Below are 13119 nucleotides of genomic sequence, written 5' to 3'. Positions count from 1 at the left end.
GATCACCGGCCTTCAGAGCTTGATCTCGATGTCGACACCGGCCGGGAGGTCGAGTCGCATCAGAGAGTCAACGGTCTTGGGCGTCGGGTCGAGGATGTCGATCAGGCGCTTGTGCGTGCGCATCTCGAAGTGCTCGCGCGAGTCCTTGTACTTGTGCGGCGACTTGATGACGCAGTACACGTTCTTCTCAGTGGGCAGCGGCACCGGGCCCGCGACCGACGCACCAGTACGCGTCACCGTCTCGACGATCTTCTTCGCCGAGCTGTCGATGACCTCGTGGTCGTAGGCCTTGAGCCGGATGCGGATCTTCTGTCCCGCCATGGCTACTAGTAGTCCTGTCTCTCTTAACGCTCTGGACCCGGTGTTCCGAACACTTGCCCGCCGACCCACGCGGTCGGGTGTGTCGCGCTCTCACTGACACAGATGTCCCATCTCTGGAACATCCCGTCCGGGAAAACGCGGCCCTTCCGGAACCGCAGGCCGGGGGCACGGCGCCGACATACTGACGCACAACCCACCGGGTGCCTGGACGGCGCCGCACTGACACTTCCCGAAAGATTCCCGTACGTCCGCCTCAGCGCTGCCAACTGGCAGTTGGGGCGACGAGTACTGTGGGACTCGCTTTCGGTCCTCCCGGCGGGAGGCGCGCAGCATCAACGCTCGACCGAGCAACTCCGACAGTCTGCCATATGGGCCAGGGGGCTGGCCAATCGGGCCGGAGACAATACCCCCAGGGGCGCAAACGCCAAACACCAGGGACAGGGTGTCCCCCCGTCGTCCGCTGAGGCTCAATCCTTCGGATGCCGGTATGCGGCGATCTCGGCATCCACCGATGCGTGGCAGTCGTGCTGCCTCAGCAGGGTGTCCAGGCGTGGTGAGCGCGGCCCCAGGGGGTCGTGCGAGCGAACGACGTACACCATGACGATGCGATTGGCGGGCAGCCATTTCTCGCAGGCGGTCATCAGTCGGCTGAGGTCGACGGCACCGGTCTCGATCCAGCGGCCGAGGGCCTCCCGGGCGAACGTGATCGCGTCCTGCACCCGGGTCAGCTGCGCGTGGGACAACAGGTCGTCGAGCCACTCGAAGGCGCGGGTGTGAAGCGGATGCGTGTCGCCCACCGCGCTGAGCGTCTTCAACAGCGCGACCTCCTGCCGAAGCCCGTCGTTGGCCACCGCTCCGTTCCGCACCCGGTCCGCCACACGGTCCAGGAAGCGCGTGATCTCGTACAACGCCTCGGGCCCACGCCCGCGGCCTTCCCGCACGTACGAGTGCGACAGTTCGAGCAGCAGGGCGGTCTCTTCCGCCCGGGCGTCATCCCGGTTTGCCGCCTCAGTCAGCCAGCACTCCACGCTCTCGTCCGCCTGGTCCTGATAGGCCACGACCAGCGGTACGACAATGCGAAGGGCTTTGCAGCGGACCGCTGGGTCGCGGTGCCGGGCGAACTTTTGGAGCAACTCTGCGTACGCCCAGTCAGGGGCTGCCTGCGCGGCCAGTGAGAGCTGATACATGGCCTGGCTCGCGGCTTTCCCCCGCCCGTCCGCGAGTTCCGCGAGCCGCGCGACGGCGGTGGGGTTGCGCTTGGCCACGAGACCGTACAGGCGGGCCTCCAGAAAAGGATCGAGCGGGCGCGGGGGTTCGGCACCGGACGCGCCCGCCACGTAGCTCATGAGCGTGCTCACGATGTCCTCGGACAGCGTCTCGGCGCTGCGCGCCAGGTTCAGCAGTACCCTGTCCTGATCCTTCTCGGGCAGTGCGGCCAAGGCCTGAAGTGCCTGCGGCAACAGGGCGGGCTCGTCACGAACCAGGCGCAGGAAGGCGTCGGCCGTGTCGCGCGTCCAGGTGTCGAGCTCGGCCGCGAACCACCGGGCCAGCCGCACTCGGAGCTCCTGAGCACACGTCGAGAACTCCTTGAGTACCCCGGCGACCTGGTCGGCCCCATTGCGACGGGTCGGCAGCCGCGCAGCCAGGAACGAGTCGGCGACGAGCCCCGCCCCGCCGCTCTTCACCATTTCCTGCAGTGTGAGCAGCACGTTCTGCACTGCTCCGGGATCAGTGGAGTGCAGGAACTCCGCGCAGACGGCGTCGGCGACGGCCCGGTGGCGCAGGGCCGCGCCTGCAACAGCACGCAGCCTCACCACGACGCTGCGCTTGCGGCCCGCGCCCAGGAACAGCATCGGGTCGTCGAACTCCGGGCTGCCGGTCCCCTCGGGCGGCCCGTCCGCCCAGGGAACCACCAGCAGCACCAGTTCCTCCGCCACTGGGCTCAGATCCCTATGGTCGGCGTGCGAAAGCACGATGCGCAGCGCGGCCTCGCGGTCCTTGGGCGTGACACCGGGAGCGAGGAACGCACGGGCCAGTTCGCGTACCGCTGGTCGTGGCATGCCGGGAGCCCTCATGAGGTCCCGAGCCTTGGCCAGGACCTTCGCCGGCAGGGCCGGCACCCGAGCGGCTGAAGGATCCAATAGATTCCGCACCACTTGGCCCGTACGAAACGAATCCAGTGGCGCCGGCTCCCGCGTCGTGAGACCGCGTACCTGCTCCAGCAGATGGGCGAGTGCGGGCGCCATGCCGGATCCGCACCGGGCGACCAGACGTCCAGCAACGTCCGCGACAGCGCAGACCTGGTCGTCGGCCACCCGACCCAGCAGATCGGCGGTGACGTTGACGGCGTCCGCGAGTCCGTCGTCGGGCACCGAGGGCAGCGCCTCGACCAACTGGTCGACGAGGTGCGACCCGCCCTCGCCGGCCAGTTCGGCCAGGCGGGCCAACAGATTTTCGCGGTACTGTTCCACCGCCCCGAATGCCGCGGCACGGAAAGCGATAGGGCTGGCCAGATCCAGCCTGGCCAGCAGGTCGTCCGTCTCCGCCGGTTCCGCCATAGCCACGATGTGCCGGACCATCGGCCAGGCGAACCAGCGCTCGTGCGGCCGCTCACGCAGCTCCGCCAGGAGTTTGCGTTCCGCCTGCGGGGCGCGCAGGTGCAGATACATCGCGATGAAGTACTCGGTCAACGCCTGGTGCCGGAAGCCGAACTGCGGTCCGGCGAGGCTGTTGCCCTGCACCATGACCGTCTCGCTCAACAGGTCCCGGAATGCCTCGACCTCAGCGTGCCAGGCAATGCCGGATTCGGGCGCCCACATCGTCAGGGTGTCCAGCGAGGCGTTCCACAGATACGCGGACAGTGTGAAGGTCAGCTCCTGCTTGGCCTGCGACTGCCCGGTGGTGCGACTGAAGCGGCGGCTGTCGACCACCTTCTCGTGGAAGTAGCGGGCGTACAGTCGGGTGGCGCTGAGGTCGGCGGGGAGGGCGCCCGTCGGCGCGAAAAGTTCGCAGAGCATCGTCAGCAACAGCGGCCGGGTAATCAGCTCGGCAAGCGGGCCACCGCCCTCGTACGCCTTCAGAACTGCCTGTACGAAGTCGTCGGACGCATCAAGGGTGTCGCCCGCCTCTCGTCGGCGGTAGCTGAGATGGCCCGCCACCATGAGAGCCACCTCGTCCCGGGTGAGGCAGGGCACCTCCGTTGACTCCCGAGGCCGGTGCAGGTCTCCGTAGCGAGGCCGGAGCCAAGTCCCGAAGTCGTGCTGCCGACAGGTGAAGACCGTCAGCACCCCCCGTGCGCGCAGCGTGCGCAGCAGGCCCACCACGTTGGGCGCCACCTCGGGGTTGAGCAGGTAGTCGACGGTGTCGAGGATCACTACGACCCGGCGCCCGATGGCAGTTGCGCAGGTGGCCGTGACTTCGGTCAACCGCGCCTGGTCGTTGGTAGGAACCAGCAGGGCTCCGAGCCCGCGGTCCAGGTCCTCCTGCGACCGTACGGGCGACGAGACGTGCTCGCAGTTGACCAGGAGCGGGGTCACCACTTCCCCGGCCGCCAAGCGCTCGTAGATCTGGGCACTCAGCACGGACTTACCGATGCCTGCCTCCCCGAGCAGCGGGATCGGCGCCGGGAACTGGTCGGCCAGCCGGGCCGCGATTCGCGGGAGGTGCGTGTCGGCCACTGCGGTCCGGGGCACGACATCGGTGGCGGCACGGCTGAGGGCTGACTCGAAAAGCCGGTGCGAGGACTCCAGCGCAGTCGCGGCCTCGCCCCCGACACCCACGCCCGACTCGACGGCGATGTCCTCCGCGCCTTCCGTCGGCGTCCCGGCGGGGGCAGACGGCAGCCGCAGCGCGAACACGGAGCCCGAGGGGGAGGTGTCCGAGGAGCGGCAGTGGTCGAGGAACGCCCCGGCGGCGGACGCGGACAGCCGCACATACCACCACAGTCGCTCGGGATCGTTCTTGTTCCGGCCGGCGAAGATGAGGGCGCAGGCCATGACGGACAGCCACAGTGACCACCGCCATTCAACACCCCAGCCGTGTTCGTCCATCCACTCGTTCCCCACGCGGCGCATCTCGTCCAGCGTTTCGCGCAGCGGTGACGGCAAAGCGTTTCCCGCGGTCGACCCAGAGTCGACGAGGTAGAGCCGCAAGGCCTCGCGGAAGGGCGTATCGAGCTCGTCGAACCAGTGGTCGGCCACGGTGAGCAGCAGATTGGCCGGATCGTACGCCAGGGCAACACGTGCTTCGAAGAAGTCCAAGTCGAGCAGGAGGAAGGAAGCCAGATCCTGCACCGCGGGGTTCTGCGAGAAGAGCAGGTTCTCGTCATGCAGATCCCCCTGCCCCTTGCCCACCGGAACCTCGAAACTGAGCTCGGCGAACTCTTCATGGCCTCGTGCCAGAGCCAACGGGTTGGGGACGATCGGCCCGTTCGGCAGGCTCAGCCAGGCAGCGGCACTGTCCCACAGGCCGGGGAAGCAGCGCTCGAGGGTGGTGTGGAGTTCGCTGCCTACGGCGAGCCTCGGTTCCAGCCGGGGACGCAGCGTGTCCACCACGGACAGCTCCTCGGTGTCGACGTGCGGGTTCCACTCACGGACCACGGAGTCGACCACGGTCCGGCACGCGGCCGTCTCCAGTGGGCCCTTGAGCAGCTCCGTCAGCGGCGTCGTCCGCCCGATCCCGCCGCCCGCGACGGAAAGGAACATCAAGTACCCGCCGTCGTCGAGGAACACCGCATCCCAGGGCTGGCGGACGAGATGCAGCTTGGCCCACTCCTCGGGCGGCGAGGTCTCCGCCGCACGGTGCGCACCCGGCTCCCGGCGCGCCCGGCGTCCCGGAGGACACCACTTGAGGATCATCTTGCGCTTTCCGCCACCCGGCTCCTGTACCGCGACGGTGGCCAGTTTCGCGCGGGGACGGTCTCTCAGCACACCTGGCGCCGAGACCCAGCGCACTGTGCGTCCCGTCTCGCGCCGCCACCGGCGCAGCGCCTCCATGGCCGACTCTCCGAAGAAGCCCAACTCCTCGTCGAGCTGCGCCTCTTCGTCCACCGCCGCCTCCGCCCGATCACCAGCGTCTAGAGTGCCACAGTCTGCAGACAGCGAGTCGTTTTCGCCGGGCTCCGACCGTGTCAGAGTCCGTCCACAGGGGGATGGATGACCAACGATCGAGACGACGCAACAGCCGGAGGAGACCGCCGCCGCACCGGGTCGAGGTCCACGCCGGTCAGCCGCCGGATGGGCGTGGTGGCGGGCGTCCTCGCGGGTTCCGGTCTGCTCAGCCTGGTCTTCTACGCTGCCGGCTGCGCACAGCCGCTTTCGGTCCTCGGTGCGGGAGTGCTCGTCACCGGCGCGGTCGCCGCCGCCGGGGCCGCCCTGGGGTTCCTGTTCGGGGTGCCCCGGGCACTGGCCGCGGAGCCGAGTCCCTACGCGCCTGAGATACGGCCCGCGTACATCGCCAACACCAACCTGGAGCAGGTCTCGGATTGGTTGACCAAACTGCTCATCGGCGCGGGTCTGACCCAACTCGGCAGTCTGGCAGCTTGGTTCAAGCGGTTCTGCGCGACCCTGGCCCCGGCGCTCGGCGACCGGCCCGACAGCACGGTGTTCGCCGGAGCCCTCGTCGCGGAGTTTCTCGTACTCGGCTTTCTCAGCGGGTGGTTGTCCACACGGCTGCTGCTCGCACCAGCGCTCTCCGAGGCGGACCGGCGCGCCCTCGACAGCTTCGTGCAGGCCGAGTCCCTCTCACGACGCGGCGCCGAGGACGAGGCCGACTCTCTGCGGGCCCTGGCCATGGAGGAGTTGGGCCTCCCCCACCGTGAGGCGCGACGCTACGACGATCTGCGCCGCCGGCTGCCACGCGGCTCGGGCCGAACGGAGCAGATGCAGGCGCTGGTTGCCGCCGCCCGGGACTCGGCGCGCGACAGCGGTCTCAGCCCCGAGCAGGTAGGGCACTTCTTCCGGCGGGGAGGTGACGGCGAGCGCATCTACGCCCTCGCGCTCATGCAGGGGTCCCCCGAGACCGCGGACCTGGACACCGCGCTGGAAGGGATCGAACGGTCCCGCTCAGCCTTCGAGCAGTATCAGGCGCTCGTCGCCGCCGAGTGCATGGCCCCACTGTTGTCGCCCGCGGAACTCGCCCGCCTGCAGCGATCAGTGCGCGAACAACTGGCCCCCGGAAGCTTCGTCGCCCGTTCGACCGACCGGCGTCGAGTGGCCGAGCGCATCCTACGGACACAACGCGAGCCCGGCGATGATCCGGACTCCTGAGCGGCCGCCCGTCCGTGATGCACCCGCCCGCACCCGCACCCGCACCCGCACCCGCACCCGCACCCGCACCCGGCGCAGCTTCGACGGCACCGGCTTCCCAGCGCACCTGACCGAGCAGGTCTTCACTCGCGGGGGAGGTCACCAGGAAACGAGGACTCCGCGTTCGACCGGGCGGTTCGCACTCTGCGGGACTGGCGAAACGGGCACTCCGCACGCTCAGTAACGGGGCCGCTGTTCAACCGCCTGCCCCGCGTTCCGCATGCGAGCGAACGACGTGTCCAACCCCCGCTTCACCACCCCCGCCACCGGCCGTTCCACGAACCGGTGAACCAGCCAGCTGAGCGCCAGGAAGCCGGCCAGCACCACCGCGACCAGCAGCCGCGCGTCCATGGTGTCCCGGAGTCGGTTGATCATCGTCGTACCGGCCGCGTAGTGGATCAAGTAGAGCGGGTACGTCAACGCGCCCGCCGTCACCAGCCACTTCCAGCGGATGCGGTCGGTCGCGCCCAGGGCGACGGCCACCATCACCACCAGGAAAACCGTGAAGATCAGCACGCTCCCCCGCCAGCCGGAGACATGCTCGACCTCGTCGATCCGCTGCCCCAGCTCCAACTGGCCCATCAGCCAGGCCATCCCGAGGATGCCCCACAGCAACAGGTCCTGGCCGAAACGGTGCATGAGGTACAACGCCAGCCCCGCGATGAAGTACCAGGCGCCCTCGGGGTTGGCGACCAGCTCGAGAAGCGGCAGCCCCGACACCGGGGCGAGCATCGCGGCCGCGCCCCAGACGCAGCAGAAGACGACGACCTTGCGGTACGTCAGCCCGGTGGCGACGACCGCCAGGAACAGCAGGTAGAAACGCAGCTCGGACCAGAGCGTCCAGTACACCCCGTCGACGTTGGCCACGCCCGAACCGGACTGCAGCATCGTGAGGTTGAGCAGGACCTCGCGCATCCGCAGCCGCTCCCACACCCCTGGGACCGCGACCAGGACGCCGGTGGTGAACAGCACCGCGAACCAGTACGCCGGGTACAGCCGAATCACCCGCGACACGAAGAACTGCCTCGGCGTACGCCCCCAGCACGACATGCAGATCACGAAGCCGCTGATCACGAAGAAGATCTCGACGCCGATCCAGCCGTAGGAGGCGAGGCGGAACACCGTGGGCATGATGTCGGACACCGGCCGGTCCCAGATCGCGTTGTCCGGCTGGTTGACGCGGTTGGTGCCGGCGTAGTGGTGCACGGCGACCATCAGGGCGGCGAGCAGACGGATGCCGTCGATGGCGTACAGCCGGCGGCCCACTCGCTCCCGTGCGGCGGCATGCCGGCCCGCCCGGGCGGACTCCGACGGCCGTCGACCCGGCGGCACGGGCTGCGCGCCGGGCTGCGCGCCGGGCCAGGACAGCGGGGGAAGCGGCTGTTGCAGATCTCCGACCACTCGTCGCGGTATCGACGTCCTGCTCTCCGCGCCGCGCATCGACACCTGTTCCGTTCTCACGAGGAATCCCGGGCCGGGGCGGTCACCGGACAGCTCACGCTACGGCCGTCCCAAACACCCCACAGCGAACAGACAAGAACATTCCGCACGCGGGCGCAGGGGAGTTGCCGCAACTCTCGCCGAGACGCCGCCGAGAGTTCTCCGACACTTCACTCGACGCCCACGGAGACGGACGCCGGCAAATGAGCGTCGACAGGCGGACACCGGCGGGCCAACACCGCGGGCCGACACCGCGGCAGGCGAGCGCTGACGAGTGCTGACGATCGCGCGTTGACAGGGCGGCGCCGACAGCGAAAGGGCCCGTACGACCGAAGTCGTACGGGCCCCTCAGGAGCTCGCGCTGGAGCTACCAGGTCAAGTCAACAAGACTACTTGTTGATCTTGGTGACCTGGCCGGCGCCGACCGTCCGGCCACCCTCACGGATGGCGAACTTCAGGCCCTCTTCCATGGCGACGGGCTGGATGAGCTCCACCTTCATCTCGGTGTTGTCACCCGGCATGACCATCTCGGTGCCCTCGGGGAGGGTCACGACGCCGGTCACGTCCGTCGTACGGAAGTAGAACTGCGGACGGTAGTTGTTGAAGAACGGCGTGTGACGGCCACCCTCGTCCTTGGACAGGATGTAGGCCTGCGCCTCGAACTCGGTGTGCGGGGTGACCGAGCCCGGCTTGATGATGACCTGGCCGCGCTCGACGTCCTCGCGCTTGATGCCACGGAGGAGCAGACCGACGTTCTCACCGGCCTGGCCCTCGTCGAGCAGCTTGCGGAACATCTCGATGCCGGTGACCGTGGTGGTGGTCTTCTCGGTCTTGATGCCGATGATGTCGACGGTCTCGTTGACCTTCAGGACACCACGCTCGATACGGCCGGTGACGACCGTACCGCGACCGGTGATCGTGAAGACGTCCTCGATCGGCATGAGGAACGGCTTGTCGACGTCGCGCTCGGGCTCCGGGATCGACTCGTCGACGGCCTTCATCAGCTCGAGGACGGAGTTGCCCCACTCCTTGTCGCCCTCGAGCGCCTTGAGCGCCGAGACCTTGACGACCGGCAGGTCGTCGCCCGGGAACTCGTACTCGGAGAGGAGCTCACGGACCTCGAGCTCGACGAGCTCCAGGATCTCCTCGTCGTCCACCATGTCGGCCTTGTTCAGCGCGACGACGATGTACGGAACGCCGACCTGGCGGGCCAGGAGCACGTGCTCCTTGGTCTGCGGCATCGGGCCGTCGGTGGCGGCGACAACGAGGATGGCGCCGTCCATCTGCGCCGCACCCGTGATCATGTTCTTGATGTAGTCCGCGTGACCGGGGCAGTCGACGTGGGCGTAGTGACGGGTCTCCGTCTGGTACTCGACGTGCGCGATGGAGATGGTGATACCGCGCTGGCGCTCTTCGGGAGCCTTGTCGATCTGGTCGAACGCCGATGCCTCGTTCAGGTCCGGGAACGCGTCGTGCAGCACCTTGGTAATGGCGGCCGTGAGGGTCGTCTTACCGTGGTCGATGTGACCGATGGTGCCGATGTTGACGTGCGGCTTAGTCCGCTCGAACTTCGCCTTCGCCACTGGGGTCCTCCTGGGAGTGGTTCTGGTACGCCTTACTTCATCGGCGCCAGGTGATCTTTGCTGGATGGCCCGGATCCCGGGGGCATTCCTTCCCGCGCGTGCGGTGAAATGCCCCACGAGGCTCCGGAGTCAAGCCTACGGCGTGTGAACGGCTTGCGTTACTCGCCCTTGGCCTTCGCGATGATCTCCTCGGCGACGTTCCGCGGAACCTCGGCGTAGGAGTCGAACTGCATCGAGTAGCTCGCGCGACCCGACGTCTTGCTGCGGAGGTCTCCGACGTAGCCGAACATCTCCGAGAGGGGCACGAGGCCCTTCACGACGCGGGCACCGGCCCGCTCCTCCATGGCCTGGATCTGACCACGGCGGGAGTTGATGTCGCCGATGACCTCACCCATGTAGTCCTCGGGCGTGGTGACCTCGACGGCCATCATCGGCTCCAGGAGCACGGGGCTCGCCTTGCGCGCGGCCTCCTTGAAGGCCTGCGAACCGGCGATCTTGAACGCGAGTTCGGAGGAGTCGACCTCGTGGTAGCCACCGTCGATCAGCGTCACGCGGACACCGGTCATCTCGTAGCCGGCCAGGATGCCGAACTGCATGGCCTCCTGCGCACCGGCGTCGACCGAAGGGATGTACTCCCTCGGGATACGACCACCGGTGACCTTGTTCACGAACTCGTACGCCGGGCCGTCGGCCTCGGTGATGGGCTCGATCGCGATCTGCACCTTGGCGAACTGACCGGTACCACCGGTCTGCTTCTTGTGGGTGTAGTCCACGCGCTCGACGGCCTTGCGGATCGTCTCGCGGTAGGCGACCTGCGGCTTGCCGACGTTGGCCTCGACCTTGAACTCACGACGCATACGGTCGACCAGCACCTCGAGGTGCAGCTCGCCCATACCACCGATGATGGTCTGGCCGGTCTCCTCGTTGGTGTGAACCTGGAAGGACGGGTCCTCCTCGGCCAGGCGCTGGATCGCGACGCCCAGCTTCTCCTGGTCACCCTTCGACTTGGGCTCGATGGCGACCTGGATGACCGGCGCCGGGAAGTCCATGGACTCCAGGATCACCGGCTGCTTGTCGTCCGACAGCGTCTCACCGGTCGTGGTCTGCTTCAGACCCATCACGGCGACGATGTCACCGGCGCCCACCGACGCGATCTCCTCACGCTTGTTCGCGTGCATGCGGTAGATCTTGCCGATGCGCTCCTTCTTGCCCTTGACGGAGTTCAGCACGGCGGTGCCAGTCTCCAGGCGGCCCGAGTAGACCCGGACGAAGGTGAGCTTGCCCAGGTGCGGGTCGCTCATGATCTTGAACGCGAGGGCGGACAGCGGCTCGTCCTCGGACGGCTTGCGCTTGACGACCAGCTCCGGGTCCTTCACGTCGTGGCCCTCGATGGCCTCGACGTCAAGCGGAGTCGGAAGGTAGCGCACGACCGCGTCGAGCAGGGGCTGAACGCCCTTGTTCTTGAACGCGGTGCCACAGAACACCGGGGTGACCGTGGTGTCGCTGGACTTGCCGGACGCGATGGTGATGCGACGGATCGCGGCGTACAGCTGCTCCTCGGTGGGCTCCACGCCCTCCAGGTACAGCTCCATGATCTCTTCGTCGTTCTCGGCGACGCCCTCGATCAGCTTGCCGCGGTACTCCTCGGCAGCCTCGGTGTGCGTGGCCGGGATGTCGACGGTGTCGTACATCTCGCCCTTGGCGGCCTCGGCGGACCACACGAGCGCCTTCATGCGGACCAGGTCCACGACGCCCTTGAAGTCGGCCTCGGCGCCGATCGGCAGCTGCATGACGAGCGGCTGGGCGCCCAGGCGGTCCGAGATCATGTCCACGCAGCGGTGGAACTCGGCGCCGGTACGGTCCAGCTTGTTCACGAAGCAGATGCGCGGCACGCCGTAACGGTCGGCCTGACGCCACACCGTCTCGGACTGCGGCTCGACACCCGCGACACCGTCGAACACCGTGACGGCACCGTCGAGCACGCGGAGCGAACGCTCCACCTCGACCGTGAAGTCGACGTGCCCGGGGGTGTCGATGATGTTGATGGTGTAGTCGTTGTCCTCGAGCGGCCAGTGACAGGTGGTGGCAGCAGAGGTGATCGTGATGCCACGCTCCTGCTCCTGCTCCATCCAGTCCATGGTGGCTGCGCCGTCGTGGACTTCACCGATCTTGTAGCTGACGCCGGTGTAGAAGAGGATCCGCTCGGTGGTGGTCGTCTTGCCCGCGTCGATGTGGGCCATGATCCCGATGTTGCGGACCTTGGCCAGGTCAAGTGAAGTGGTAGCCATAAGGCTTTCGTCTTCTCTCGGTCTCGATGTGGGGAGCGACTACCAGCGGTAGTGCGCGAAGGCCTTGTTGGACTCGGCCATCTTGTGCGTGTCCTCGCGCTTCTTCACAGCGGCACCAAGGCCGTTGGAGGCGTCGAGAAGCTCGTTGAGCAGACGCTCGGTCATGGTCTTCTCGCGACGGGCGCGGGAGTAACCGACCAGCCAGCGCAGCGCGAGCGTGTTGGCACGACCGGGCTTGACCTCGATCGGAACCTGGTACGTCGCACCACCGACACGGCGGGACTTGACCTCGAGGGTCGGCTTGATGTTCTCCAGCGCGCGCTTCAGCGTGATGACCGGGTCGTTACTGGTCTTCTCGCGCAGGCCCTCCATGGCGCCGTACACGATGCGCTCGGCGGTGGAGCGCTTGCCGTTCAGCAGCACCTTGTTGATCAGGGAGGTCACCAGAGGAGAACCGTAGACCGGGTCGATGATGACCGGGCGCTTCGGGGCGGGGCCCTTACGAGGCATTTCTACTTCTCCTTCTTGGCGCCGTAGCGGCTGCGGGCCTGCTTGCGGTTCTTGACACCCTGGGTGTCGAGCGAACCGCGGATGATCTTGTAGCGAACACCGGGCAGGTCCTTCACACGACCGCCACGCACGAGCACGATGGAGTGCTCCTGCAGGTTGTGCCCCTCACCCGGAATGTAAGCAGTGACCTCGATCCCGCTGGTCAGACGCACACGCGCGACCTTACGCAGGGCCGAGTTCGGCTTCTTCGGGGTGGTCGTGAACACACGCGTGCAGACGCCGCGACGCTGAGGGGAACCCTCGAGTGCGGGCGTCTTGTTCTTCTCGACCTTGTCCTGCCGGCCCTTCCGGACCAGCTGCTGGATCGTAGGCACTACTTCTCCGGTTTCTGTGTGCCGAATGGTGAAGCTAACCTGGAACGTCGCCGACCCACGCGGTCGGGTGTGTCGAATCCGGCAGACCCTCGCCGCAAGGCGAGAAGGGCACAGATCACGGTGGCCAATGACGGCTCGCTATGCGGTTTGAAGGCACGCACGAGAGCCAGGGCACACCCCAGGCACAAGGTCTGAGCGTACCCAGCTCATAGGCTGCGGTCAAAACAAGAAAGCCCGGATCGCATCGCCAAGCGGGACATGTCAAGCCTCAACGCCGTGAATGATCTTCGATTTCACG

The 13119-nt window shown here is 67.4% G+C and carries 8 protein-coding genes; 1 reads left to right on the top strand and 7 read right to left on the bottom strand.

Annotated features, from left to right (window positions below; genetic code table 11):
- Positions 1–12: 12 nt before the first annotated feature.
- Positions 13–321: a 30S ribosomal protein S10 gene (rpsJ, locus tag OHA64_RS28985; protein ID WP_003948644.1), complete on the bottom strand. Its 309-nt coding sequence runs from the start codon at positions 319–321 to the stop codon at positions 13–15.
- A 467-nt stretch (positions 322–788) separates the two neighbouring features.
- Positions 789–5369: an NACHT domain-containing protein gene (locus OHA64_RS28980; RefSeq protein WP_405617918.1), complete on the bottom strand. Its 4581-nt coding sequence runs from the start codon at positions 5367–5369 to the stop codon at positions 789–791.
- Positions 5370–5474: 105 nt separating this feature from the next.
- Between OHA64_RS28980 and OHA64_RS28975 the strand changes: the two genes are divergently transcribed.
- Positions 5475–6587 carry a hypothetical protein gene (locus OHA64_RS28975; RefSeq protein WP_405617916.1) on the top strand — a complete coding sequence of 371 codons (1113 nt, stop codon included), beginning with the start codon at positions 5475–5477 and terminating at the stop codon, positions 6585–6587.
- Between the two features lie 216 nt (positions 6588–6803).
- Here OHA64_RS28975 and OHA64_RS28970 read toward each other — a convergent pair whose 3' ends face one another.
- From OHA64_RS28970 to rpsL, 5 genes are all read right to left on the bottom strand, one after another.
- Positions 6804–8072, bottom strand: a complete 1269-nt coding sequence (locus tag OHA64_RS28970) for an acyltransferase family protein (RefSeq protein ID WP_405624154.1) — start codon at positions 8070–8072, stop codon at positions 6804–6806.
- A 383-nt stretch (positions 8073–8455) separates the two neighbouring features.
- A complete protein-coding gene (gene tuf, locus OHA64_RS28965; protein WP_015658472.1) occupies positions 8456–9649 on the bottom strand; it encodes an elongation factor Tu in 1194 nt (397 codons plus the stop codon).
- Between the two features lie 158 nt (positions 9650–9807).
- Positions 9808–11937 (bottom strand): elongation factor G, encoded by a 2130-nt coding sequence (fusA, locus tag OHA64_RS28960; protein ID WP_405617914.1) that lies wholly within the window; start codon positions 11935–11937, stop codon positions 9808–9810.
- 39 nt (positions 11938–11976) lie between these two features.
- Positions 11977–12447 (bottom strand): 30S ribosomal protein S7, encoded by a 471-nt coding sequence (gene rpsG, locus OHA64_RS28955; RefSeq protein WP_005481264.1) that lies wholly within the window; start codon positions 12445–12447, stop codon positions 11977–11979.
- A 2-nt stretch (positions 12448–12449) separates the two neighbouring features.
- Positions 12450–12821 carry a 30S ribosomal protein S12 gene (gene rpsL, locus OHA64_RS28950; RefSeq protein WP_003948652.1) on the bottom strand — a complete coding sequence of 124 codons (372 nt, stop codon included), beginning with the start codon at positions 12819–12821 and terminating at the stop codon, positions 12450–12452.
- Between the last annotated feature and the right edge of the window lie 298 nt (positions 12822–13119).

This window comes from Streptomyces sp. NBC_00076, assembly GCF_045041235.1.
Taxonomy (GTDB): Bacteria; Actinomycetota; Actinomycetes; order Streptomycetales; family Streptomycetaceae; genus Streptomyces.
The sequence above is the reverse complement of the archived record's forward strand: the minus strand, read 5'-3'. Positions and strand labels throughout refer to the sequence as shown.

Excerpts from the sequence above, each read along its gene's own strand:
- rpsJ (WP_003948644.1), bottom strand. The coding sequence starts at position 321 with ATGGCGGGACAGAAGATCCGCATCCGGCTCAAGGCCTACGACCACGAG.
- OHA64_RS28975 (WP_405617916.1), top strand. The coding sequence starts at position 5,475 with ATGACCAACGATCGAGACGACGCAACAGCCGGAGGAGACCGCCGCCGC.
- fusA (WP_405617914.1), bottom strand. The coding sequence starts at position 11,937 with ATGGCTACCACTTCACTTGACCTGGCCAAGGTCCGCAACATCGGGATC.
- rpsG (WP_005481264.1), bottom strand. The coding sequence starts at position 12,447 with ATGCCTCGTAAGGGCCCCGCCCCGAAGCGCCCGGTCATCATCGACCCG.